At 63.2% G+C, this 24,014-nt stretch carries 25 protein-coding genes; 17 read left to right on the forward strand and 8 right to left on the reverse strand.

What is annotated here, in order from left to right; translation table 11 throughout:
• The first annotated feature begins 10 nt into the window (after positions 1 to 10).
• Entirely contained in the window at positions 11 to 403 is a 393-nt protein-coding gene (locus ACXAF3_RS08080) for an MAPEG family protein (RefSeq protein ID WP_475111782.1), read from the forward strand.
• A 153-nt stretch (positions 404 to 556) separates the two neighbouring features.
• Here ACXAF3_RS08080 and ACXAF3_RS08085 read toward each other — a convergent pair whose 3' ends face one another.
• From ACXAF3_RS08085 to ACXAF3_RS08095, 3 genes are all read right to left on the reverse strand, one after another.
• Positions 557 to 859 (reverse strand): YebG family protein, encoded by a 303-nt coding sequence (locus ACXAF3_RS08085; RefSeq protein WP_475111783.1) that lies wholly within the window; start codon positions 857 to 859, stop codon positions 557 to 559.
• Positions 860 to 1,134: 275 nt separating this feature from the next.
• On the reverse strand, positions 1,135 to 1,752 hold the full coding sequence (locus ACXAF3_RS08090; protein ID WP_475111784.1) for a LysE family translocator: 618 nt from the start codon (positions 1,750 to 1,752) through the stop codon (positions 1,135 to 1,137).
• Positions 1,752 to 2,354 carry a DUF924 family protein gene (locus ACXAF3_RS08095; protein ID WP_475111785.1) on the reverse strand — a complete coding sequence of 201 codons (603 nt, stop codon included), beginning with the start codon at positions 2,352 to 2,354 and terminating at the stop codon, positions 1,752 to 1,754. Before ACXAF3_RS08095 ends, ACXAF3_RS08090 begins: the two co-directional genes overlap by 1 nt.
• A 175-nt stretch (positions 2,355 to 2,529) precedes the next feature.
• Here ACXAF3_RS08095 and ACXAF3_RS08100 point away from each other — a divergent pair, with 175 nt between their 5' ends.
• The 4 genes from ACXAF3_RS08100 to ACXAF3_RS08115 are packed head-to-tail and all read left to right on the forward strand — an operon-like array spanning position 2,530 to position 4,651.
• Positions 2,530 to 2,814: a hypothetical protein gene (locus tag ACXAF3_RS08100; protein WP_475111786.1), complete on the forward strand. Its 285-nt coding sequence runs from the start codon at positions 2,530 to 2,532 to the stop codon at positions 2,812 to 2,814.
• A 54-nt stretch (positions 2,815 to 2,868) separates the two neighbouring features.
• Positions 2,869 to 3,708, forward strand: coding sequence for a DUF6249 domain-containing protein (locus ACXAF3_RS08105; RefSeq protein WP_475111787.1), 840 nt, complete (start codon positions 2,869 to 2,871; stop codon positions 3,706 to 3,708).
• Positions 3,709 to 3,729: 21 nt separating this feature from the next.
• On the forward strand, positions 3,730 to 4,284 hold the full coding sequence (locus ACXAF3_RS08110; RefSeq protein WP_475111788.1) for a sigma-70 family RNA polymerase sigma factor: 555 nt from the start codon (positions 3,730 to 3,732) through the stop codon (positions 4,282 to 4,284).
• Complete coding sequence (locus ACXAF3_RS08115; protein ID WP_475111789.1) at positions 4,277 to 4,651, forward strand: hypothetical protein; 375 nt, start codon at positions 4,277 to 4,279, stop codon at positions 4,649 to 4,651. Before ACXAF3_RS08110 ends, ACXAF3_RS08115 begins: the two co-directional genes overlap by 8 nt.
• Positions 4,652 to 4,692: 41 nt before the next feature.
• Here ACXAF3_RS08115 and ACXAF3_RS08120 read toward each other — a convergent pair whose 3' ends face one another.
• A complete protein-coding gene (locus tag ACXAF3_RS08120; protein WP_475111790.1) occupies positions 4,693 to 5,166 on the reverse strand; it encodes an LEA/WHy family protein in 474 nt (157 codons plus the stop codon).
• Between the two features lie 184 nt (positions 5,167 to 5,350).
• Between ACXAF3_RS08120 and ACXAF3_RS08125 the strand changes: the two genes are divergently transcribed.
• The 6 genes from ACXAF3_RS08125 to ACXAF3_RS08150 all read left to right on the forward strand — a co-directional run bounded on the left by ACXAF3_RS08125 (position 5,351) and on the right by ACXAF3_RS08150 (position 10,452).
• A complete protein-coding gene (locus ACXAF3_RS08125) occupies positions 5,351 to 6,430 on the forward strand; it encodes a dipeptidase (protein ID WP_475111791.1) in 1,080 nt (359 codons plus the stop codon).
• A gap of 101 nt (positions 6,431 to 6,531) precedes the next feature.
• Complete coding sequence (locus tag ACXAF3_RS08130; RefSeq protein ID WP_475111792.1) at positions 6,532 to 7,377, forward strand: 2OG-Fe(II) oxygenase; 846 nt, start codon at positions 6,532 to 6,534, stop codon at positions 7,375 to 7,377.
• 39 nt (positions 7,378 to 7,416) lie between these two features.
• On the forward strand, positions 7,417 to 8,385 hold the full coding sequence (locus tag ACXAF3_RS08135) for a mechanosensitive ion channel family protein (protein WP_475111793.1): 969 nt from the start codon (positions 7,417 to 7,419) through the stop codon (positions 8,383 to 8,385).
• Positions 8,386 to 8,507: 122 nt separating this feature from the next.
• Positions 8,508 to 9,041: a hypothetical protein gene (locus ACXAF3_RS08140; protein WP_475111794.1), complete on the forward strand. Its 534-nt coding sequence runs from the start codon at positions 8,508 to 8,510 to the stop codon at positions 9,039 to 9,041.
• Positions 9,042 to 9,090: 49 nt separating this feature from the next.
• Positions 9,091 to 9,855 carry a hypothetical protein gene (locus ACXAF3_RS08145; RefSeq protein WP_475111795.1) on the forward strand — a complete coding sequence of 255 codons (765 nt, stop codon included), beginning with the start codon at positions 9,091 to 9,093 and terminating at the stop codon, positions 9,853 to 9,855.
• 168 nt (positions 9,856 to 10,023) lie between these two features.
• On the forward strand, positions 10,024 to 10,452 hold the full coding sequence (locus ACXAF3_RS08150; RefSeq protein WP_475111796.1) for a hypothetical protein: 429 nt from the start codon (positions 10,024 to 10,026) through the stop codon (positions 10,450 to 10,452).
• A 76-nt stretch (positions 10,453 to 10,528) separates the two neighbouring features.
• Here ACXAF3_RS08150 and maiA read toward each other — a convergent pair whose 3' ends face one another.
• Together maiA and ACXAF3_RS08160 are read right to left on the reverse strand one after the other, a co-directional pair.
• The gene (maiA, locus tag ACXAF3_RS08155; protein ID WP_475111797.1) at positions 10,529 to 11,158 is read right to left on the reverse strand and encodes a maleylacetoacetate isomerase; all 630 of its coding nucleotides are present in this window, start codon (positions 11,156 to 11,158) and stop codon (positions 10,529 to 10,531) included.
• 113 nt (positions 11,159 to 11,271) lie between these two features.
• On the reverse strand, positions 11,272 to 12,402 hold the full coding sequence (locus tag ACXAF3_RS08160) for a homogentisate 1,2-dioxygenase (protein WP_475111798.1): 1,131 nt from the start codon (positions 12,400 to 12,402) through the stop codon (positions 11,272 to 11,274).
• Positions 12,403 to 12,678: 276 nt separating this feature from the next.
• Between ACXAF3_RS08160 and ACXAF3_RS08165 the strand changes: the two genes are divergently transcribed.
• The 5 genes from ACXAF3_RS08165 (at position 12,679) to ACXAF3_RS08185 (ending at position 19,310) form a co-directional block, all read left to right on the forward strand.
• Positions 12,679 to 13,191, forward strand: coding sequence for a MarR family winged helix-turn-helix transcriptional regulator (locus ACXAF3_RS08165; protein WP_475111799.1), 513 nt, complete (start codon positions 12,679 to 12,681; stop codon positions 13,189 to 13,191).
• A 37-nt stretch (positions 13,192 to 13,228) separates the two neighbouring features.
• Entirely contained in the window at positions 13,229 to 14,419 is a 1,191-nt protein-coding gene (locus ACXAF3_RS08170) for an amino acid aminotransferase (protein WP_475111800.1), read from the forward strand.
• A 77-nt stretch (positions 14,420 to 14,496) separates the two neighbouring features.
• Positions 14,497 to 15,903 (forward strand): class II 3-deoxy-7-phosphoheptulonate synthase, encoded by a 1,407-nt coding sequence (locus ACXAF3_RS08175; RefSeq protein WP_475111801.1) that lies wholly within the window; start codon positions 14,497 to 14,499, stop codon positions 15,901 to 15,903.
• A gap of 131 nt (positions 15,904 to 16,034) precedes the next feature.
• Positions 16,035 to 16,715 carry a glutathione S-transferase family protein gene (locus ACXAF3_RS08180; protein WP_475111802.1) on the forward strand — a complete coding sequence of 227 codons (681 nt, stop codon included), beginning with the start codon at positions 16,035 to 16,037 and terminating at the stop codon, positions 16,713 to 16,715.
• 375 nt (positions 16,716 to 17,090) lie between these two features.
• On the forward strand, positions 17,091 to 19,310 hold the full coding sequence (locus ACXAF3_RS08185) for a M3 family metallopeptidase (RefSeq protein ID WP_475111803.1): 2,220 nt from the start codon (positions 17,091 to 17,093) through the stop codon (positions 19,308 to 19,310).
• 138 nt (positions 19,311 to 19,448) lie between these two features.
• Here the strand turns inward: ACXAF3_RS08185 and ACXAF3_RS08190 are convergent, their stop codons facing one another.
• Complete coding sequence (locus ACXAF3_RS08190; protein ID WP_475111804.1) at positions 19,449 to 21,095, reverse strand: amidohydrolase; 1,647 nt, start codon at positions 21,093 to 21,095, stop codon at positions 19,449 to 19,451.
• 148 nt (positions 21,096 to 21,243) lie between these two features.
• Here ACXAF3_RS08190 and ACXAF3_RS08195 point away from each other — a divergent pair, with 148 nt between their 5' ends.
• A complete protein-coding gene (locus ACXAF3_RS08195; RefSeq protein ID WP_475111805.1) occupies positions 21,244 to 21,450 on the forward strand; it encodes a DUF2905 domain-containing protein in 207 nt (68 codons plus the stop codon).
• 173 nt (positions 21,451 to 21,623) lie between these two features.
• Here ACXAF3_RS08195 and ACXAF3_RS08200 read toward each other — a convergent pair whose 3' ends face one another.
• Complete coding sequence (locus tag ACXAF3_RS08200; RefSeq protein WP_475111806.1) at positions 21,624 to 23,807, reverse strand: TonB-dependent hemoglobin/transferrin/lactoferrin family receptor; 2,184 nt, start codon at positions 23,805 to 23,807, stop codon at positions 21,624 to 21,626.
• Positions 23,808 to 24,014: the final 207 nt, after the last annotated feature.

Raw genomic sequence — 24,014 nt, forward strand, 5'->3', positions numbered from 1 at the left:
GAGAGAATCCATGGCAAATGTAACCGCGCTCTACGCCGGTATCTGCGCGATCCTGGTGATTGTACTGGCGTTCCGTGTCGTTCAGTTTCGCCGCACGAAGAAGGTGGGGCTCGGCAGCGGAAAAGACACCGACAACCAGGTCCGCGTCCGGGTGCACGCCAATGCGATCGAATATATTCCCCTGGCGCTGGTGTTGATGCTGATTGCCGAGCTCGGCGGCCTGGCCGCCGGCTGGCTGCACCTGCTGGGAGGCCTGTTTCTGCTGGCGCGGCTGATGCACGCCTACGGTCTCACCGCGGGGCGGGGCGGCTATCACCCCGGCCGCTTTTGGGGCACGGCGCTCAGCTGGACGGTGATACTGGTTTTGGCCGCCATCGATATCGGTATTGCCCTGAAAGGCTGAGCCCCCGCATCGGGGCGGACATAGCGCGGGCATAAAAAAGCCCGGTGTAGTGCCGGGCGGAAAGTACAGGGATGGAAACGTTGAATCAGGTATCGAAGTGGCACATTCCTGTGCCGCATTCGCCCGGCAATCGATATTGCCGGGTGAGTGGTATTACTGGTTGGCGGCGAAGGGGGTAACGCGCTCGTCGCCCGTTTCCTGCGAATCGCCTTCCTGCGTCTCTTCCAGCAGGATTTCCGGTTTGCCCTTACAGGCCTTGGCCAGATCCTCGCGGCGCTTCGCCAGCAGCAGACCTATCTCTTCGCTGGCCTGTTCGGAGACGCCGTCGATATGGCGCTCGATCAGCGAGGTGATATTGGCGGCCAGTTCCAGCATCTTGTCGTGTTCTTCGGCATCTTTCTTGTTGTCGAACATTGCTCCGTCTCTATCGCATTTCCAAACGGCTACTACGGCCATATCGTGCCTCCGGTTATTGTTGCGGCGTTTGATGACTCTGTATGTGTATACAGTATCTGTATAAATGTTCAGTGTCAACGGCCGGGGGAGAAGCGGTTGCGACAAGTGGAGCCGGGGTTGCGGTGGTTTGCCGGCACGCGGCGGCGGGGGCTGCCATAATAGATCTGGCGGCTGGCTGCCTTCCTACCCCCCCCCAAGCGGCAGTTAGCTCCGACCCCGCAGTAAGACGTTTAAGGCCCGCAACGCGGGCCTATTTTTTTGCGTGAGAAGAGGCGTCACAGGCTCAGAAGCAGGCGCGCGGCCAGGCCGATCAGCAGCACGCCAAACAGCTGCTGCAGGCGGTGGCCGGCGGACTGGCTGATCCAGTTGCGGTTGCGGCCGGCACAGACGGCGAGTGCCACCAGGCAGTACCAGGCGGCGTCTATCCCCGCCGCGAGCGCGGCCATGCCCAGCTTGGTGGACAGCGCCTGCTGCTCGGCGACGAACTGGCTGAACAGGGCGGTAAAGAAAACAGCGATCTTCGGATTGAAGAAGGCGATGCCGAACCCCTGCAGCGCGGCGCGGCCGACGGACTGCCGCGGCGCGCCGGCGCCACTGGCGGAGGCCGCGGGCGCCGGCGCGCGCAGCGCCTTCCAGCCCAGGTATACCAGCATCGCGGCGCCGCCCCACTGCAGTATGTCGAACAGCAGCGGCGAGCGGGTGATCAGCACCGCCAGGCCGAAGGCGGTAATCCCGGCGTAGATGGCCACCGCGGCGCCGTGGGCGAGGGCGCAGGCGATGCCCTGGCGCGCCCCGGAGGCGGCACTGCGCAGGACGATCAACAGGCTGGGGCCCGGCGACATGGCGCCGAGGGCACAGATGCCGGCCAGGGACAGCCAGTGCAACAGATCCATCAGAAGCCGCCCCCCTGATCCAGCCACTTCCGCTCTTGCGGCGTCGACTGGCGTCCCAGGGCCGCGTTGCGGTGCGGGTAGCGGCCGAACTGATCGATGACCTCCCGGTGGGCCAGGGCGTACTGGTAAAAGCTCTCCGCCTGGGCGGCGCTCTCGGCGCCGTCCAGGTAGTCCATGCGCAGCCGGTTGAAGTACTCCACAGAGCGCCGCTGCATTTCCGGCTGCTCGCTGTGTTCCAGCGGCATGCCGAGGAAGGCGCGCTGGTACAGGCCCATGGAGAGATCGTCTCCCCGCTCGATGACCGCCAGAACCACCTCCAGCGCCAGCGGGTCGCCGGCAAAGGCGCGGCTGGAGCCGCGGTAGATATTGCGGGTGAACTGGTCACAGACCAGTACCAGGGCCAACTCGCCCTCCGGCGTCTGGCGCCACTGGTCGAGGTCCCCGTCCAGGGCGGCCTCCACCGTGGCGCCGAAGTATTTCTCGATCTTTCGGTCCAGTTCCTCACCGCCGGCAAACCAGCGCCGGCGGTGCTCGTCGTCCGGCGTGGCGTCCAGCTGTGGCCGTCCGAACCAGAATGTCAGTATTTCTCGGGGCTCTGGCATCTTGTGCTACTTCCATCGATTTTCGGTGATTATCGCGGCTTCCCGCCCGGCGGGTCCAGGTCGCCCTTCTGTTCCGGTCCGGGGGATGGGGCAATTTTTTTGCGCGCCACTGCATCCAATGGTCGGGCTGGCGGTGTCTTTAGGTTGTACAAGGAAATTCACCCTGGAGAAAGCCATGGTAACCGCAGGAACACTGAAGAAGGTACAATTCTACGCCGCCCTGGGCATGATGCTGGGCGCAATGCAGGCCGGCGCGGCGGAGCTGACGCTCCCCCTCGGGCAGGTCCAGCAAGAGCTGACGCAGAAGACCGACGAGGCCTTCTCGCGCAAGCTGGCGGAATGCCCGCAGCGGGCGGAGGAGGGCAGAGGCCACCCCTACCCGGTGCGCATCGCGGAGGACAAGCCGGCGCAGGGCGGTGCATCGAGCCCCTTTGCCGCGGCGCGCTTGACCGTGATGTGAGTTTTACCCGGGTGTACGGAACAATAGCCAGATAACACTGATCGAGAGCAGAATATGAGAGCGAGAAACATTCACCCCGCGCGGGCCGGCGCCCGCTGGCTGATGGCACTGGTGGCGGCACTCTGCGTCGCCGCCAGCTGGGCCCAGGAAACACCCGCCGACGAGCAGGCGCTGACAACGCCCCCCGCCCCCCCGGCCCCGGTCGAGGCCCCACCGGCGCCAGAGGTCGAGAAGGTGGAGAAGCAGGTGCGTATCACCCGCGATGCAAACGGCAATCTGCGCATCCGCACCCGGGACGAGAACGGCGAGCGCAGCGAGGTCCAGGTGGATCTGGGCGAGGAGTTCGGCAGTGCCCTGAGCCGCCGTATCATCGAGAAGCTGGAGAGCCGCGGAATTCTCGACGAGAAGGGTCTGATCGTCGAGGAGGCGCTGGACAGCGTGCCGGAGAACGTCCATATCGGTATGTCGGCGGATATTGAGCGGGGCCGTGATCCCGGCCGACACCACGACCACGATGACTTCCCCTTCAAGAGCGATGCGACGGTGTTGATTCCGATTGTTTCCATCCTCGCGGTATTCGGCACCCCGATACTGATCGTGTGGCTGGTGACCCGCAACAGCTACCGCAAGAAGCAGCTGCTGATGGACAACATCAACCGCCTGGTGGCCGAGGGCCGCGACATTCCGCCGGAGCTGTTGGATGCGATGGAGAGCGAGTCCCCCAGCAAGATGAAGGACCGCGGCTTTACCCTGATCGCGGTCGGCCTGGCGATATTCATCTGGCTCACCATCGCCGCCGGCCCCGAGGCCGGGAGCCTCGGCCTGATACCGCTGTTCATCGGTGTCGCCCGCTTTGTGAACTGGAAGCTGGATAACAAACAGCCCCAGCAATAAAGGGTCAAAGGACAGCGGTTTATGGACCTCAATGACGAGGATTTGATTCGGCGCGTCGTCGAAGACGGGGACCAGCGGGCTTACGCCCAGCTGGTTCGGCGCTATCAGTCACAGCTGCGTTTCTCGCTCCGTCAGCTGTGCGATGGCGACCAGGCCCTGGCCGACGACATGGCCCAGGAGGCCTTTATCAAGGCCTACAAGGCGCTGCCGGCGTTCCGGGGCGATGCGCGTTTCAGCACCTGGCTGTACCGCATCGCCTACAACCTCGTCATGAGCCACAAGCGCAAGAACTCCCCCGAGGTCAACCAGGAGGCGGTGGACAGGGCGCAGGCGGAGGAAACCGTGGAGGAGTCCCAGCAGCTGGGTATGGCGCGGGACCTGAATGCGGCCATGGGCGAACTCAGCGACGCCCAGCGCCAGGCAGTGCACCTGTGTATGCAACGGGGTTTCTCCCATGAAGAGGCGGCCAGCATTATGAAGTTGCCACTGGGTACGGTAAAATCCCATGTCAATCGCGCGCGAGCCAAGTTGCAGAGCCTGCTACAGGCGTGGCGCGAGGAGGTGGTCAATGGATAAGTTTGAACAGCGCAATGGTGGGGCCGATACCTTGAACGACGCAGCCCTGCAGGGCAAAGATCCGGACTTCGACGCCTGGCTCAGCCAGCAGCTGCAGTTCAACGAGCCCTATCTGGATAACGACGGCTTCTGCGATCGCGTGATGGCGCGGCTGCCGGCCCCGAGCAAGCGCACCGAGCGCCGCGCGGCCCGCGCCCAGTACGCCGCCGTGGTCGCGGCCTCCGCGATCGTCGCCTGGCAGTTCCCCTTCGGGGAGCTGCTCGGTGAGCTCGCGCAGCACTCCATCAGTCTGTACAGCCTGGTAGGCCTGGGCGTACTCTCTTCACTGGCGGCCATGACCGGCGGCATCCTCGCCGCGCGCCGCTGACACCGGGCGGGCCCAGGGCCCGCCCCGGGGCACCGGAAATATCACCGGTATTGGTTCAATCGCACCTCACCGCTTCTGCGCACGGTAATCGAAGGCACTATCGACCTGCGCAGTCCCAGCTTCGCCTCCAATTCATAGGGCACCGTGTCCCGCCGGCTTTCGATCAGCTCCATCGCGGCGAAGATAGATCCGACCAGGCTGGCCGTGGCGTCGACGGCGATATCGCCCTGCCCGTAGGGGGCGATCGGCGGCAGGTTGCTGGAGGTGCCTGTCATCACCTTGTGGCCGGCCAGACTCAGGGTGTAGTAGAGGCCGGACAGCGCCAGTTCACTGTTGTTGGGGTTGAATACCCGCAGGTGTATGCGAAAGCGCAAATCACTGCCCGGGCCCGGAGGCATGGGCTCCAGCGCGGTCACTTCGACTTCCGGTTTCTGAAAGTCGGGGGAGAGGGCGGCACAGCCGCCCAGCAGCAGGGTCAGCATCAGCAGCAGGGTGGGGCGGTAGAGTCTTGTCACAAATTGTCCTTAGTGTGTTCCCGATCGGATATTGCGCGCAAAGGCCCGCAGCGGATAATACTCGGCCACTAATAATAACGCGCGGTAAACAGTGATGAAGAAGTGGCTCGCAGCTTTGACAGCGGTATCCCTGGTATTGTTCTCGGGATGGAAGTGGCTGTTGCTCCCCGCCGTGGAGCGGAGCATGAATAAACGCAGCGGCCCCGAGATTCCGCCGCTGAGTGCCGAGGCCGCCGCACTGCACCAATCCCTGATTGTCGGCGACCTGCACGCAGACAGCTTCCTGTGGGCGCGCGACCTGGAAAACGAGGCCGGCTACGGCCACCTCGACCTGCCGCGGGCGCGCCGCGGCAATCTCGCCATACAGGTTTTCACGTCGGTGACCAAGTCCCCCCGCGGGCAGAACTACCGCCAGAACTCCAGCGAGGCCGGCGACAACATCACCCTTCTGGCCGCGGCCCAGGCCTGGCCGTTGCGCACCTGGGACAGCCTGCTGGAGCGCGCCCTCTACCACGCCGAACGGGTTGAAAAACTGCAGCGATCGGCGCCGGAGCAGATCCAGATAGTGCGCACCGCGCAGGATTTGCGGCGCCTGCTGGCGGCGCGGGCACAGGGCGGACAGACGCTGGCGGCGATTCTCGGCACCGAGGGGGCCCACCCGCTCGAAAGCGAGCTCGAAAGCCTGGACCGCCTCTACGCGGCCGGCTACCGGGTGATGGGGCTGCAGCACTTCTTCGACAACGAGCTCGGCGGCTCGCTGCACGGCGAGAGCGGCGCCGGCCTGAGCGATTTCGGCCGCGCGGCGGTCGCGGAGATGGAGCGCCGCTCGATCGTGATCGATGTGGCGCACTCGTCGGAAGCGGTGGTGCGGGATCTTTTGGCCCTGGCGGAGCGCCCGCTGATCGTCTCCCACACGGGCCTGCGGGGCCGCTGCGATTCTCCGCGCAATATCGGCGATCAGTTGCTGCGGGAAATCGCCGCCGGGGGCGGCCTGATCGGTGTCGGTTTCTGGGAAGGCGCCGTTTGCGACAACAGCCCGCAGAATATCGTCAAGACACTGCGTTACGCGATAGACCTGCTAGGGGTGGAGCATGTCGCGCTGGGTTCCGATTACGACGGCAGCGTCGAGGTCGCATTCGATGCCGGTGAGCTGGGGGTGCTGACCGCTGAGATGCTGAAGCAGGGGTTCAGCGAGGTTGAGATCCGCCGGGTGATGGGGGAAAACCTGCGCGACTTCTTCCTGGCCCAGCTGCCCCAGTCCTGATTCGGGGCGGGCGCGGAGCGGGGAAGGAGGCCGCGGACTATACTCACTGCGGGATAATCGGAGGGAACCGGGGCCGGAAGGCCGGGCAGGGAGGCAGCGCCATGCTGTTCGAGCAGTTTGATGAACTGGAGCCGGATCTCCAGGACTGGATTCGCGATGCGGTGCGCAACCGGCGGGCGGAAGCGGTGGTGGATGCCCTGGTAAACGCCGGATACCACCCGAGAATCTCCAACGCGGTGCAGCAGTGTCTGCAGGAGCTTCGGCAGCCGGCGCGCGCGCGGCCGCCGCAGCGCGCCGCCCCCCGGAAAGAGAAGTCCGGCGCCGCGGCCACTTCGGACCGCGAAGTGCAGATATTGATGGAAATAGCCAAGCCGCGCGTCCGGCTGTTCGGCAACCTGCTGTCGCACGAGGAGTGCGATGAGCTGATCGAGCGCAGCCGCTCCCGCCTGAAACCTTCCCGGGTCGTCAATGCCGTCAGCGGCAAGCGCGATCTCGATCCACAGCGCACCAGCCAGGGCACCTGCTACCGCCGCGGAGAAAATGCGCTGATCGACCGCATCGAGCGGCGCATCGGTGAACTGCTCGGCACGCCGGTCAGCCGCGGCGAGGGCATCCAGGTGCTCAAATACGCGGTGGGCGAGGAGTACAGGCCGCACTACGACTACTTCGATCCGCGGTCGCCGGGATTCGACAGGATGTTGAAAAAGGGCGGCCAGCGCTGCGCCACCCTGATCATGTACCTGAATGATGTCCAGGCCGGCGGTTCCACCGTCTTTCCGGAAATCGGCCTGGATATACTGCCGCGCAAGGGCGGCGGTCTCTATTTCTCCTACGCCGATGCGTCCGGCAACCTGGATGCGATGACCCTGCACGGTGGCAGCCCGGTTGTCGCCGGCGAAAAGTGGATCGCGACCAAGTGGCTGCGGCTCGGGGACTATCCCGGCTGATGGGGCGCGCAACAACTCATTCGGTGCGAAATTCCCGCTATGTACCCACCGCGACTTTTTACCGATAGATCTCCGGGCGCCTTCGCGCAGCAGGAACAGGAAACCGAATCCGCGCTGGAGGAAATCGCGCCCGAATCCGTCTCCGTGGCGGCGCAGACGGTGATGGCCTCCCTGGAGAAGATCTGGGAAAACTTTCTCGGCCATATCCCCTACGTTATCGCCAGCCTCATGGTGCTGATCGCGACCTGCATTATTGTCGCGCTGTTGCGGCGCTTTGGCGGCCACCTGTTCCGGCGCACCACCTCGCGCAAATCCCTGCACGATCTCCTGGTCCGCCTGCTCACCATCGCGGTGTGGTTGCTCGGCCTGTTGTTTGCCGCCATGGTGCTCTTCCCGGGCCTGACGCCGGCCAAGGCGCTGGGCGCCGTGGGGCTGCTGTCGGTGGCCATCGGCCTGGCGTTCCGGGATATTTTCGAGAATTTTTTTGCCGGTATCCTGATCCTGTGGCGCTTTCCGTTCGAGGAGGGGGATGTGATCGAGTGTGAGGGTATTGTCGGCCGGGTGGAGGCGGTGGATGTGCGCGATACCAGTATCCGCAGGATGACGGGGGAGCTGGTCGTGGTCCCGAACCTGTTTCTGTTCAAGAACCCCTGTGAAATCCTGACCAACCGCGTCAAGCGCCGGGTGACTATTATCGTCGGCGTGGCCTACGGCGAGGATGTCGCCGGGGCCGTCGCGGTGATCGAAAAGGCGCTGTCTTCCTGCAAGACGACGCGGCACGAAGACCCGATTCAGGTGTTTCCCCAGGGCTTCGGCGAGAGCAGCATCGATATTGAGGTTACCTGGTGGACCGGGTCCACTCCCCTGGCGGTGCGCGAATCCCGCGGCGAAGTGGTGACTGCGGTCAAGTGCGCCCTGGATGAGGCCGGTATCGAGATTCCATTCCCCTACCGCACGCTGACCTTCAAGGAGCCGCTGCGGGTGTGCGGGGAGTCGCCCAGGCCGTGATCCGGCGTGACGCAGTCAACCGCTAAGCGACGCCGCCGCATCGCCCGGGAAGGCAAATCTCAGCCGATCGCCGATTTACGATGAAATCCGAGTATTTGCGTCTAAGAGTTAAGCAGATGCCGATGAAACTGTTCAGACTGTACCTGATCTCCATGGGTGTTTTGTACCTGACGAGCGGGGGCGCAATCGCCGAAGACGCTGAGGGCGGAAAATCCGCTTCGCGGGCCGCTGATCTTATCCTGCTTTCACTGACGCTGGATCCGAATACCGGCGAAAGCCAAATGGATGGCGGAGAGGTGGTATCCGAACTGGCAAAGCTGGGAGTGATCGACCCGAAAACCGAGGCGCGGTTCGACTACTCAAGCTACTATCTGCCGATCAAGAAGGTCTCTCTGTTCGGTGCCAGGCTGGTTTACTTCGAGCACGAGTTCTTTAAGGAGTGGGTGGGTTGTTGTGTCAGTCCCGGGAATGCCATTGCGCTGACGGGCGGCGACGATATTGGGTCTGTAGAGACGTTTGCGAAAAAGAATAGATGTCGCCTGGAGCGCGGCAGAGAGGCCTATATTCCGGAAAAACTAATGAATAGTCTCGGCCTGTCTGAGGAACAGAAGTCAGAACTCATTGTGCTGTCATGCAAGCATCGGGACAGGTCCTAGCGGGTTTGTTAGCAATCAGCCATAGATCGAAGGTCGTCAAGGCGTACATATGTCTATCCGGTTTGGTTTTATTCTCACCTGCCTTTTTTGGCTTCTCTGTCCGAGCGCTCTTTCCCTGGATGATGGGCAGAGGGCCGTGGTGGTCGGGCTTGTCCATGCGTTCAGAGAAGGAAACCGGGAGGAGATAGCTTCGCTGGTGGAGTATCCGCTGCGGCGAGAGTACCCGGTGCCGCCGGTGAAAGACCGGAGCGAAATGATAGCCCGGTTTGATGAGGTCTTCGCTCCCGAGCTGATCTCCCGGATAGTCAATTCGGATATCGACAGGGATTGGAAGGCGGTCGGCGCCCGGGGGATTATGCTGGGAAACGGGGAGGTGTGGCTCGACGCTGGCGGTCAGATAACGGCTGTGAACTACCAGTCTCAAAAGGAGCGGCAAAAGAGAGATCGCTTGATCGGTGGTCAGAGAGAAAGGCTGCACAGTAGCCTGGCGGACTTCGAGCGCCCGGTGCTGGAATGGAAGACGCCGAAATACCGAATCCGAATAGATTCTCTCGGAGATAATAACTACCGCTACGCCGCCTGGTCGAAAGGCAAGGGTATCAATGAAAAGCCCGATATCGTGATTGCGAATGGCGAGCGGGTGTTTGAGGGCAGCGGCGGCAATCACCACTATATTTTCAGGCGCGGTGACTACGAATACCGCTGCGATGTCATTGTGCTCGGCCCGAGAGACTCCCCGCCGGGAATACTTTCTGTGATTAAAAATGGAAAGGTGCTGCTCGAGGAGCCGGTGGTTGAGGTGCTGTCGGAGTAGGCAGCCGCTGTGGGGGGATGTGGGCTCGGTCATTCCCGCGCTTCTCTTTGTGTTCCGGCGGCGAGAATTTCCGGGGCTTATCACCTGGACAGCGTGTGTCTCACAGCAGGGCTTCAGGGAGATTCAGAGTCCGCGCTGTGAGTCGACCCGAGCTTATTGGAGGGCTGCATGAATATATTTCGGGCAAAGTTTGCCGTCGCCGGCACTTTAATACTGCTGTGTGGCTACGTCGAAGCCTACTCAAAGGCGGCCGAGTGGCTGATTGCCCAGGAAGTCGAGGCCGGTTGTGGGGCGGGTGTTAAGGGTCGGTTTTCTTCGGGGGCGGTGATCGAAAGAGATCTGACCGGAGATGGGCGCAAGGACCTGATTATTTCTCACGAAGGCTTGAGTTGTGATAGTCGCGCGGAGAGTCTCGCCTGCGGACAGCTGTGCTCCTGGATGATCTATGTGCGTGAGGGTGATCTACTGGTCGAGAAGGAACATATGTTGGGGCGCGGCGTTAGACTGGGGAGTGGAGAGCCGCCAGCCATAGAGTTTCACGGAAAAAGCCATCGCGGCACGCTGAAGTGGAATGGAAAAACATTTTCCGCACAGTAGGGATCGTGACGGGAGGATTACAGTAGCCCAAAGCGGGCTCGATAACTGCGATGGGCTACTGCAGCTGGTGCAATTTCTATAGCGTGCTGTCCGGCTGATTCTCCGGCCGCGCATCGATAAAAGCCGACAGCTCGCCGCAGGCCTGCGCGATGCGGTGAATGGCCGGATAGTCGGCGATATCCATACCGAAGCGCTCGGCGTTGTAGATCTGCGGTATCAGGCAGCACTCGAAGAGCCCCGGCTTGTCGCCGGCGGCGAAAGGCGACGGATCCAGTTGCTGCTCCAGCGCGCTGAAGCCCTCGTGGATCCAGTGCCTGATCCAGCCGGTCTTCTGCTCGTCGCTGATACCGTACTCCGACTGTAGGTATTTCAGGATGCGCAGGTTCTGGATCGGCTGTATGTCGCAGGCGACATTGTAGGCCAGGGCGCGGACCCTGGCCCGCGCCAGCGGTTCACCCGGCAGCAGCGCGGGTTCCGGGTGCCGCTCATCGAGCCACTCCAGTATCGCCAGCGACTGGGTCAGGACAGTGCTGCCGTCCACCAGTGCCGGTACCAGGCCCTGGGGGTTCAGCTGACGGTAGCCGCTTTCGCGCTGTTCTCCTTTCAGCAGGTTCACCGGCTTATAGTCGTACTGCAGGCCTTTCAGGTTGAGGCCGATACGCACTCTGTAGCTGGCGGAGGAGCGGAAATAGCCGTGTAGTTCCATTGTGCTTCCTTATTGACTGCTTCTTTTCTCTCTTGATGTAGGCGCGGCCCATGGCCGCGATCGGTGGTGGTTAATGCCACAGATCGCGGCCATGGGGCGCTCCTACAGGGGGGTTATTTGGTTTTCCAGCTGTTCACATAGTCCGGCAGTTCCACCGCGTGGGCATCCGGCAGTATGTCCCAGGGCGTGCGGCTGTCGATCATCACCGCCACCTCGTCGGTCTCCGTCTTGGCGTGTTTGGCACCGGCGGCGAAGGCCTTCGGGTGGGGGCCGTGGGTGAAGCCCATCGGGTGCAGGGTCAGCATGCCCGGGTAGATATTGTCGCGGCTGAAGAAGTCGCCGCGATGGTAAAAGATCAGCTCGTCGAAATCGTCGTTGTTGTGGAAGAAGGGCACTTTCAATGCGCCCGGGTCGCTCTCGATCGGGCGCGGCGCGAAGGTGCAGACCACGAAGCCGCGGGCCACGAAGGTGGTGTGGGCAGACGGCGGCAGGTGGTAGCGGTGGCTCATCAGGGGCCTTATGTCGCGCCAGTTGATGCGCACGGCCAGGTTGTCGCCTTTCCAGCCCACCGCGTCCAGCGGGTTGAACGGGAAGGTGATCGTCGAGATCTGCTGGCGCACCTTCACCTTCACCCGCCACTCGTCTTCGGTCTGCTGGGCGCGGAACTTGTCGTCCATTTCCGGCACGTCCAGTATGGCCGGGTCGAATATCGCATGGGGCCCCAGCAGGCCCTTCTCCGGCAGCTGGAAGTGGCTGCCCGTGGCCTCGACCATCAACAGCTCCAACACCTCGCAGTCGTTGGGTTCCAGGCGCCACATGGTACCGCGGGGCAGGACTATATAGTCGCCGTCGCGGATATGCAGGTGGCCGAAGTCGCAGTAGAGGTCGCCGCTGCCGTTGTGCACGAACAGCAGCTGGTCGCCGTCGGCGTTGCGCACCAGGTGGTCCATCGGCTCGCGGCAGGTCCACAGGGCCACCAGGCTGTCGCCGTTTTGCAGTATCGGCTTGTGCTCCCAGGGGCTCTTGCCCTTGTGGACCATTTGCGTGCTGTCGAAGGCGTGGGGGCGCAGCGGGCCCTCGAAATCGGTCCAGCCGGTGGGCGGGTGTCGGTGGTAGAAGTGGGTGGCGGGGCCGAAGAAGCCCTCCTTGCCCATCTCCCGCTCATAGGTGTTACTGGGAAAGTCTGCATGGGCCTGGCGGCTGGCTTCCCCTTCGACGCGGGGAAAGTGGATCCAGTTTTTCATCGGGCTGTCTCGCTTCTCGATCAAGCGGCGGCGATTGCCGGAAAGTTTCAGGCGCTGTCGGAGGTGCGCGCAAATATTTTGCGTGGCGGTGGGATTTTGATACCAAAAATGGCGCGTAAAGCCGTATAATGCGCGACCGATTTTGTCTGATGACCTGCAACTCTCCGGGGAAAATTCCCCAGGCAGTGGTTACAATTGAAACCAATGTTAGTTACATTTGTAACCCGAAACAAGCCAGAGCCTCTGTTCCGGAGTACAACAGGTGTATGACCAGCCATGACAACCGATAACAATGCGCCCAACGTCCATGTGGAGAAACCGGCCGCAACGCGCGACGACCTGCGCCTGGAAAAATTTTTGCCCTACCGCCTGTCGGTACTGTCCAACCGCGTGAGCAACGCCATTGCCCAAGCTTATGGTGCGCGCTTCCACCTGACCATTCCCGCCTGGCGGGTGATGGCGGTTCTGGGGCGCTTTCCGGATCTGTCCGCTGCGGAGTTGGTGGAGCAGACGGCGATGGACAAGGTGGCCATCAGCCGCGCCGTGTCGTCCCTGCTGAAGAACGACTACATCACCCGCAGCGAGGACCCGGCGGACCGCCGCCGTCAGGTGCTGAACCTGTCGCAGCTGGGGCGCGACGTCTACGCGCGCATAGTGCCGCTGGCGCAGAAGTACGAGAATGACCTGATGGCGTCGCTGTCCGATGAGGAGCGCCAGCAGCTGGACAGCATTATCGAAAAGCTGATGGATCGCGCCCAGGCGTGGGCCGAGCGCGGCCTGATCGATTAGCGAATCACCGAAAGAATAGTGTAGAAGGAGTCAGCCGATGTTTGAGCACCTGAGCAGCCTGCCGCCGGACCCGATCCTGGGTCTGCTGGCCAGTTACCGCGCCGATGAAAACCCGAACAAGATCGACCTGGGTGTCGGTGTCTATAAAGACGAGGCGGGCCACACCGCCGTGCTGCAGGCGGTAAAAGAGGCCGAGACCCGCCTGCTGCAGAGCGAGGAGACCAAGGCCTATATCGGTCCCGCCGGTACCCCGGGCTTCAACACCGCGATGCAGGAACTGATCCTCGGCGCGGACCACCCGGCGCTGAAGGCCGGCCGTGTGCGCTCGGCGCAGACCCCCGGCGGTTGCGGTGCGCTGCGGGTACTGGCGGAATTCGCCAACCGCGCGAAAGCCGGTGCCACCATCTGGGTCAGCGACCCCACCTGGGCCAACCATGTGCCGCTGCTTGGCAACGCCGGTCTGCAGATCAAGAGCTACCCCTACTACGACCGCGCCACCAGCAGTCTGCAGTTCGACCGGATGGTGGAGACCCTGAAGGACGTCGGCGAGGGCGACCTGGTGCTGTTCCACGCCTGCTGCCACAACCCCTGCGGCGCGGACCTCTCCCGGGAGCAGTGGCAGCTGCTGGCGGAGATGGCGCAGAAGCAGGGCTTCACGCCGTTTATCGACATGGCCTATCAGGGCTTCGGCGACAGCCTCGACGACGACGCCTACGGCCTGCGCCTGATGGCGGAATCTGTGCCCGAGATGCTGGTGGCCGCCTCCTGCTCGAAGAACTTCGGCCTCTACCGCGAGCGCGTCGGCCTGGCCATGGTGATCTACAACAACGGATCCGATGCCGACAAGGGGCACAGCCAGATGTTGAACGTGATTCGCGGCAACTACTCGATGCCGCCTTCCCACGGTGCGGCCATCGTCGAGTCCATCCTCACCGACGCCGGCTTGAAGGCCAACTGGGAGGCCGAGCTGACCGAGATGCGCGAGCGCATCAACGGCCTGCGCGCAGGCCTGGTCGAGAGCCTGGCCGCCGCCGGCGCCGCCGGGGACTTCAGCTTTATCCAGCGCCAGAAGGGCATGTTCTCCTTCCTCGGCATCACACCGGAGCAGGTGCAGCGGCTGCAGAAGGAGTACTCCATCTATATGGTCGACTCCAGCCGCATCAGCATTGCCGGCCTGAGCCAGGGGAATATGGAGTACTTCTGCAAAGCCGTGGCCAGCATCCTGTAGAATGTCGGCAACCTGTGCCTGCCGGGGCGAACACCAGCTTCGCCCCGGCGGAATGACGATCGATGCAAGAGCCGAAAATGGAAGTTGAGGTAGATACCCCCGTGTCCGAATCCCCTGCGCCCGATACCACCACCCAGGCCTGGACCCCGGAAAGCTGGCGGAATTTCGAGGCCAGACAGCAACCCAGCTACACATCCCCGGAGCGGGTGGCGGAGGTCACCAGAGCGCTGGCCGGCTACCCGCCGCTGGTATTTGCCGCCGAGGCGCGCGAGCTGCGCCGCCAGCTGGCGCAGGTGGCGGAGGGCAGGGCATTCCTGCTGCAGGGGGGCGACTGCGCCGAATCCTTTGCCGACTTCAACGCCAACCGCATTCGCGACACCTTCAAGGTGCTGCTGCAGATGGCGGTGGTCCTGACCTTTGCCGGCAACCTGCCGGTGGTGAAGGTGGCGCGCATGGCCGGCCAGTACGCCAAGCCGCGCTCAGCGGATACCGAGACCATCGGCGGTGTCGAGCTGCCGAGCTACCGCGGCGATATCATCAACGGTATCGACTTCACCGCCGAGGCGCGGGTGCCGGACCCGCAGCGCATGCTGACCGCCTACAACCAGTCTGCGGCCACGCTGAACCTGCTGCGCGCCTTCGCCCAGGGCGGCCTCGCCGACCTGCACCAGGTACACGGCTGGAACCTGAGCTATCTCGAGAACAATCCCCAGCGGGAGAAGTACGCGCAGCTGGCCGAGCGGCTGCAGGAGGCGTTGGAATTTATGGCCGTGTGCGGCGTGACTTCGGAAAATACGCCGGCCATTCGCGAGACGGTGCTCTACACGTCCCACGAGGCGCTGCTGCTGGACTACGAGCAGGCCCTGACCCGCACCGACAGCCTGACCGGCAAGTGGTACGACTGCTCGGCGCATATGCTGTGGATCGGCGAGCGCACCCGGCAGCTGGACGGCGCCCATGTGGAATTCCTGTCCGGTGTCTGCAACCCGATCGGCGTCAAGGTCGGACCCACTATGCAGCCGGACGAGCTGCTGCGCCTGATCGACAAGCTGAACCCGCACAACGACGCCGGGCGCCTGACCCTGATCACGCGTATGGGCGCGGACACCCTCGGCGACAAGCTGCCGACGCTGGTGCGGGCGGTGCAGAGGGAGGGGCGTTCGGTGGTCTGGAGCACAGACCCGATGCACGGCAACACCGTCAAGGCCAGCAGCGGCTACAAGACCCGCGACTTCGACAAGATACTGCGCGAGATCCGCGACTTCTTTGCCGTGCACCGCGCCGAGGGAAGCCACCCAGGCGGTATCCACCTGGAAATGACCGGCGAGCATGTTACCGAGTGCACCGGCGGCGCCTGGAAGATCTCCGAGGCGGACCTGGCCAGCTGCTACCGCACCCAGTGCGACCCGCGCCTGAATGCGGACCAGGTGCTGGAGCTGGCCTTCAATGTGGCCGAGTGGCTGCGCGACGGCAGGGCCAGCTGATCGAATGATAAGGCCGGGCAATCGCCCGGCTTTTTTGTTTTCATAACGTGGTGAGCCGACGCCGCCAAGGCGTCCGTGTAGTCGCTGTGAAGCAGCTTCCACGCATTATTCCTTTCCCGACCGGGGGGCCCATGTACCAGCTGTTTATCGCCAACAAAAACTATTCCTCCTGGTCCCTGCGCCCCTGGCTATTGATGCGCCAGCTGGAGATCCCCTTCGAGGAGCAGCTGGTGACCTTCGAGGCGGGTGGCAGCCGGGAAAAGTTCCGCAGCTTTTCCCCCAGTGGCCAGGTGCCCTGCCTGATCGACGGCGATACCACCGTGTGGGACTCCCTGGGTATCGCCGAGTACCTCGCCGAGCGCCACCCGCCGGTGTGGCCGCAGGGGAGGGCGGCGCGCACCTGGGCCCGCTGCGCGGCGGCGGAAATACATTCCGGCTTTTCCGCATTGCGGGATATCTGCACCATGAACTGCGGCGTGAAAGTGCGCCTGGCGCAGATACCACCGCAGCTGCAGAGAAATATCGAGCGTATCGATGAACTGTGGCAGCAGGGGCTGCAGCGCTTCGGCGGCGCCTTTCTGGCCGGGGAGGCCTTCACCGCGGTGGACGCCTTCTACGCCCCGGTGGCGGTCCGCGCCAGAAACTACGACCTGCCGCTGAGCGAGACCGCGGCCGGTTATGTCGAGCGCCTGCTGCAGCTGCCGGCGATGCGGGAGTGGATCGCCGACGCGCTGCAGGAACCCTGGCGCGAGCCGGGGCAGGAGGAGGCGCTGCGGCGGGCCGGTACCATCGTCGAGGATCTGCGCCAGTAGTTTCCGCGGTCCGTCCAATACAGCGCATCGACCGCCCGGGCGATCGCAATCGCGTTTCCGCGGGCGCCGGGCTTCCGGCGCACCCGGTACCGCCCCCCGGCATAGTTCCGCACACGCCCTTCATACCTATCATTTGCACCTATAAAAAGAATACACTTAAAAAGTCGTTATCAACTTTGCGATCGAAAACCGGTAGCGGACTTTCTGCCCCACCAACCGGTCAACCAGGGCAGGGCGTTTGTCGCGAAAACCCCTCTACCCGTCGCCGGCTATGCCGGGGCCCGGCGGGCGGGATTGGCGGCGATGGGGCAACTGGGGTTACACTCGGGCGCTCAAATAAGTTTCACAAGAAAGCAATTCGAGAGGAGATTGCCGATGCGTCACACACTGATTGCGCTGTCCGTCGCCGCAGCCCTGGCGGCCGCGGCCGGATGCAGCAAGGAGGCGGAGCAGACCCAGGCCGCGAAGAATATGGCCGACGCTCAACCGGCGGCCGAGATCGCGAACGCGACCGAGGCCAGCAACACCCTGCTCGCCGAATGGACAGGTCCCTATGGCGGCGTGCCCGCCTTCGACAAGATGCGCCTCGAGGATCTGAAGCCGGCGCTGGAAATTGCAATGCGCAAGAATCTGGCCGAGATTGATGCTATCGCCGCCAACCCGGCCGCGCCCACCTTCGCCAACACCATCGAGGAACTGGAGCGCAGTGGCGCCGAACTGGATCGCGTCTTCGCCTACTACGGTATCTGGAGTGCGAACATGTCCTCGCCGGAATTCCGCGCCATCCAGCGGGAGATGGCGCCTAAGCTGGCGGACTTCCAGTCCAAGATTGTGCAGAACGACAAGCTGTTCCAGCGCATCGCGGCGGTGTACGAGCAGCGTCACGAATCCGATCTGAACGCCGAGCAGAAGCGCGTGGTGGAACTGATCTACAACGAGTTCGCGATCAACGGCGCGACCCTGAAAGGCGAGGCCAAGCAGCGCTATGCAGAGATCAACCAGCGCCTGGCGGAACTCTACACCCAGTTCGCCAACAATGTGCTGGCGGACGAGGAGGGCTACGATATCTTCCTGACCGAGGATCAGCTGGGCGGTCTGCCCGAGTCCTTCGTCGCCGCGGCGGCGGCGCTGGCGGAAGAGAAGGGCCAGAAGGGCAAATACGCGATCACCAATACCCGCTCGTCCATGGATCCCTTCCTGACTTATTCCGACAACCGCGAACTGCGCGAGCAGGTTTGGCGCAACTATTACAGCCGCGGTGACAACGGCGACGAGCACGACAACAACGCCATCATCGCCGAGATCCTGAAGTTGCGCGACGAGCGCGTCGCTCTGCTCGGCTTCGACAACTACGCCCAGTGGCGCCTGCAGGACCGCATGGCCAAGACCCCGGAAAACGCCATGGCGCTGATGGAGGCCGTTTGGCCCGCCGCCATAGCTCGCGTTAAAGAGGAGGTCGCGGATATGCAGGCGGTGGCCGACGCCGAGGGCGCGGACATCACCATAGAGCCCTGGGACTACCGCTACTACGCGGAGAAGGTGCGCAAGGCCAAATACGACCTGAACTCCGACGAGGTGAAGCAGTACCTGCAGCTGGACAAGCTGCGCGAGGCGATGTTCTTCGTCGCCGGCGAGCTGTTCAACTTCACCTTTACGCCGGTGAAAGAGGGCAGTGTGCCGGTCTTCCACGAAGACGTGAAAGTCTGGGAGGTGAAGGACAAGACCAGCGGCGAGCATATCGGCCTGTGGTATCTGGATCCCTTCGCCCGCGCCGGCAAGCGCTCCGGCGCCTGGGCCACCATGTACCGCGACCACACCACCTTCGACGGCAAGAAGACGGTGCTGGCCTCCAACAACTCCAACTTTATCAAGGGCGCCCCGGGCGAGCCGGTGCTGGTGAGCTGGGACGATGCGGAGACCTTCTTCCACGAGTTCGGCCACGCGCTGCACTTCCTCGCCTCCAACGTGTCTTACCCGACCCTGAACGGCGGCGTGCGCGATTACACGGAATTCCAGTCGCAGCTGCTGGAGCGCTGGCTGTCCACCGACGAGGTGATCGACAATTACCTGGTGCACTACAAGACCGGCGAGCCGATCCCGGCGGAGCTGGTGGCCAAGATCAAGAAGGCCGCCACCTTCAACCAGGGCTTCGCCACCACCGAGTATCTGGCGTCCGCACTGATCGACATGAAGCTGCACACCACCGACCCGGAGGGGATCGATCCGGACGCGTTTGAGCGCGAAACCCTGGCCGCGCTGGGCATGCCGAAGGAGCTGGTGATGCGCCACCGCACGCCGCATTTCGGCCACGTCTTCTCCGGTGAGGGTTACGCCACCGGTTATTACGGCTACCTGTGGGCCGACGTGCTGACCTCCGATGCGGCGGAAGCCTTCGCCGAAGCCGAGGGCGGTTTCTACGACAAGGAAGTGGCCGCGAAGCTGGTGAAACACCTGTTCGCGCCGCGCAACGCGGTTGATCCTGCCGAGGCCTACCGCGCCTTCCGCGGCCGCGATGCCAAGATCGATGCGCTGATGCGCGATCGCGGCTTCCCGGTGCCGGAGAAGAAGGCGACCACCGTTGCGGTGAAGGACTAAGGTTCTCGCCATTGAAAAGCCGCACCACGGAAGTGGTGCGGCTTTTTTGTTTCCCGTGTAGGAGCGGCCCATGGCCGCGATCACTCTCAGGGGAAGTCTCCAGCATCGATCGCGGCCACGGGCCGCTCCTACTAGTTCTTATCGGGCGTAGACCCTCTCTCCCTCCACCCAGGTCTCCATCACCTGCGCCTTCCAGATCTCCTGCGGATCTATCTCGAAGATATTCCGATCCAGCAGAATGAAATCGGCAAACTTACCCGGCTCCAGGCTGCCGATCACCTGTTCCTGGTGGCTGGCATAGGCGGCGTCCAAGGTGAAGGCGCGCAGTGCCTGTTCCAGCGTCATGGCCTCCTCGGTGCGCCAGCCCTTGGGCGGCTCGCCCTGGCGGTCGCGGCGGGTTACCGCAGCGTGAATGCCGTACAGCGGATTGGCGGGCTCCACCGGAAAGTCGGAGCCTGCGGCGATGCGGGTGCCCTGTTTCAGGAAGGTCTGCCAGGCGTAGGCGCCGGCCAGGCGCTTTTCGCCGAGGCGGTCGCCGGCCATATTCTTGTCACTGGTGGCGTGGGTGGGCTGCATCGACGCGATCAGGTTCAGGCGCGGGAAGCGCGCAATATCCGCCGCTGTCAGCACCTGCGCGTGTTCCACCCGGTGGCGGAGCGGCCTCTGGTCTTTTTCCCCGTGCAGTGTCTGCAGGTGGTTCAGCACTATATGGTTGGCCCTGTCGCCTATCGCGTGCACATTGACCTGGAAGCCGTTGTCGGTGGCGAGCTCCAACAGTGACAGAATCTTGCTTTCCGGGTAGAGCAGCAGGCCTTTTTCCCCGGGGGCGTCGTGATAGGGTTCGAGTAGCGCGGCGCCGCGGCTGCCGAGGGCGCCGTCGGCGGACAGTTTGATGCTGCGCACATAGAGGCGCTCTGCGGGGGAGCCGATATGGCCCTCCTTCAACAGTTCGGCGTAGTTGTCATTGTCCACCGAAATCATCGGATAGACGCGCAGCGGAATGGCTTTTTCGTCGGCCAGCTGCCGGTAGGCGCGCAGCGTTTTGTCGTCAATGCCCGCGTCGTGTACGCCGGTGAGGCCGAGGGAGAGGGCCAGTTTGAAGGCGGTCTGCAGAGCCTCCTTGTCCTGCGCCAGGCTGGGCTCGGGCACGGCCTTCTCGAGCAGTGTCATGGCGTTGTCGATCAGCACCCCGGTCGGTTCGCCGTCTGTGCCGCGCAGTATTTCGCCGCCTTCGGGAGATATTGTATTCCTATCGATACCGGCGAGTTTGAGCGCGGCGGAATTGGCCCAGCCGGCGTGGCCGTCGATGCGGCGCAGCCAGATGGGGTTGTCGATTGCCAGCGCGTCCAGCTGGGCCCGGGTCGGGAACTGTTTGCCGGGCCAGAGCACCTGGTTCCAGCCGCGCCCGAGCAGCCACTCGCCGGGCTCCAGGCGCTGCGCTTGCTGCTCTATGGCCCGCAGTGTCTGTGCCAGATCCAGGTCGCGCAGTTCCAGCTGCTGTTGCAGCCGGCCCAGGCCGAGCATATGTCCGTGGGCGTCGATCAGCCCGGGCAGCAGTGTCCTGCCGCCGGCATCGATTTTTGTCGCCTGCGGGTAGTGCCGTCGGAGTTCCGCGTATTTTCCGTTGGCGAGCACCTTGCCCTGGTCGAAGACTATTGCGTCGAACTTGTCCAGGCTTTTCTCGGTGGTCTGGTAGCCGGAAAAGTTGTGCATCAGTGTCGCGGCCTGTAGGCCGCTGCTGAACAGTGCGGGGATCAGGCCCGCGAGTGTTGGAAGGAGGCGCATTGTCGTTAACCTTATTTGTGCCGTTGCTGCTGCGACTTCGATGGTAGCAGCGGGCGGAAATGGCTGGCAAACAGCTGCGCCGCAGCCAGGGGCCCCCTACAATCGGGGTGCGAATGCGGGCGAAGGGGAGTAGGAGGGGAGTATCGGGATGTCTAAATGGCTGATTGTCGCGGGCTGTCTGCTGGTTGCCGTGGGGCTGCTGCTGCACTTTTTCCCCGGGGCTTTGAGCTGGTTCGGGCGCTTGCCGGGGGATATCCGTATCGAGTCGGGGCGCAGCCGTTTCTATTTTCCGATCGTTTCGATGATTATTCTGAGCATTGTGCTCAGCGTGCTTATCAATTTGTTCCGGCGCTGATAGCGGAACGGCGCTTCCCTTTCTCCTTCTAGGCGGGTGCGGTGGCGGCGGAGTGCCGGGGCGAGTATTTCGAAATCGCTGTGAATACGTCCATGTAGGCTCCGTCGGCGACGTCCCTGTCGCCGACGGTTTCGAAATGCTCGCCCCGCACTCCGCCTTCGATTCCGGCCGCGTCAGAACGCGTATTTCACCGAGGCGGAGAAGGTGCGGCCGGCCGCGGAGCTGACGGACAGGTCGCTGCCCTCGTCGCGCCCGGCGACATTCACATAGGGCACATACTCCCGGTCCAGCAGGTTGTTGACTGCCAGGTTGAACGACAGCCGCTCCTGCGGCTGGTAGCCGAGTATCCAGTCCACCACGCCGAAGCCCGCCACTTCGCTCTCGCCCTCGTTGACCCGGTCCATACGGTCCGCCCAGCGCAGCAGCAGTTGGCTGGACAGCTGGTCGCCACTGTAGGCGGCGCCGACGACGCCGGACAGCGGGCTGATCGAGCGCAGGTATTCGCCGCTGGTGTCGTTCTCGCCGCGCTGGTAGCTGGCGTTGGCGAAGACTTCCAGCGCCGGGGTCGGGTACCAGGTGGCGCTGACTTCCATGCCGTCGATGGTGACCGAGTCTATGTTCCGGTACTGGTACTTCTCGTAGATATGGGAGAAGTCGCCGCTGTCGTCGAAGAACATCTGGCTGTCGATCAGCTGGGTTTCGAGGAAATCGTCGTAGCGGGTGTGGAAGGCGGCGGCGCTGAAGGCGAAACGGCCCAGGTGGCCGCGCAGGCCCAGCTCGAAGGTGTCGCTGGTTTCCGGTGACAGGTCCTCCGCCGGCACCACCTCGTAGATGTAGGACGCGGTCGGCTGTAGATAGTGCTCGAGATAGGCCAGGTCGTAGGCCGGTACCTTGAAGCCCTGGCCGTACTGCGCGAAGGCGGTCAGGCGCGGGTTGATCCGGTAGAGTGCGCCCAGGTTCAAGGAGACGTTGCTCTCCTCGATGGTGGCGTAGGGCGTGCCGTCGGACTTCAGTGCGCCGTTGGGATCCATCTGGTACCAGTCGTAGCGCAGGCCCGGGGTAATGACCAGGTCGCCACTGGCAAAGGTGATTTCGTCATTTGCGAAAACGCCGGCGCGCGCCACATCGTTTTCAGGGAATTTTTCCGTGGACTCATCCAGGATAACGTCGGTATTCGAAGAGCCAGTTTGTACCCGTTCGCGGTACTGGCGCACTGAGCGGCTGCTCTCGGTGCTTTCCAGATCGAGGCCGAAGCCGAGCCTGTGCCGCGGGTTCAGCGCCTTGCTGGCACTGGACAGAAAGCCGCTGGTGATCTGCTCGTAGACGCCCGTCTCCCACATATCGCGCAGTTCCATCACGCCGAACAGGGGCGCGTCGATATCCAGCCGGCCATATTGCTCGTCGGTCTGTTCCGTCTTGTTGCGGTACAGGCTCAGGTTCAGCTGGTCGTAGATCGGCGTGGCCGTCTCGCCGTGGTAGCGCAGCTGGTAGGCGCGGGTCTGCTTCCCGGAGCTGGAGCTCTCGTCGACGATCTCGTAGCCGTAGTCGGCCAGTCCGCGGAAGTAGTGCAGCAGGCCGTCGGCGTCACCGCCGCGGCTGTCCTGGTTCCAGTGGTCGGCGCTGAAACTGATGTAGTCCTCGCCGCCGAGCTTGTACTTGGCCTTGTACAGTAGGCTGTCGGATTCTATCTGGAAGGCATCCAGGGTTTCGGCGTAGTTCTGTTCCTCCTCGCCGTCGCGGTAGGTCAGCTGCAACAGCTGTTCGAAATCGCCGGAGCGGTGGGCCAGGGTAGGGGACACATGGGTCTGGCTGCTGATACCGCTGTAGCCGCTTTTGATCGCACCGCCGAACTGCTCGCCGTCGGCCAGATAGTCGCCGGCATCCTTGGTGGTGAAGACGACGATACCGGCCAGGGCGTCGGAGCCGTACAGGGAGGAGGCGGCGCCCTTGGCGACTTCCACCTGCTTCAGGGTGTCCATCTCGATCATGCCGCGGCCGACTACGTCGTTCAGGCCGTTGGCGCCATAGCCCTCGTTGACGCGCATGCCGTCTTTGATGATCAGTACCCGGTCGCCGCCCATGCCGCGCACCAGGATATTCTGCGCACCGCCGATTCGGCCGCTGACCTCTACTCCCGGCTCGTAGCGGAACAGCTGGTTCATATCGTTCAACTGCAGCTTCTCGATCTCGTCGCCGCTAACCACCGAGACGCTGCCGGCCACATCCTTCAGCGGCTTCTCGGCGCGGCCGCTGACGATGACCAGCTCCAGGTCGTCGGCGGCGGAGCTTTCTTCGGCGTAGAGGCCGGGCGCGGACAGCAGACCCAGCAGGGCTGCGGCGAGGGGGTGGCGTTTCATGCTCATATCCTTGTTGATCATTCTCTGCCTGTGGTGGCGTCAGATTCTGTTGGCGGCGGGGCTGTCTATGGCCCCGATAGCGGCGGATTATAGAGGCGATTAACGTAATGTAAAGCTAAATGAGAATAATTATCACGTAGATTAAGATTGACCGGGGCGCAGCATTTGGTTAGTTTGCGCACCCGTCCAACGAACACGAATAACGCC

Source organism: Microbulbifer sp. ABF4_143, assembly GCF_056160225.1.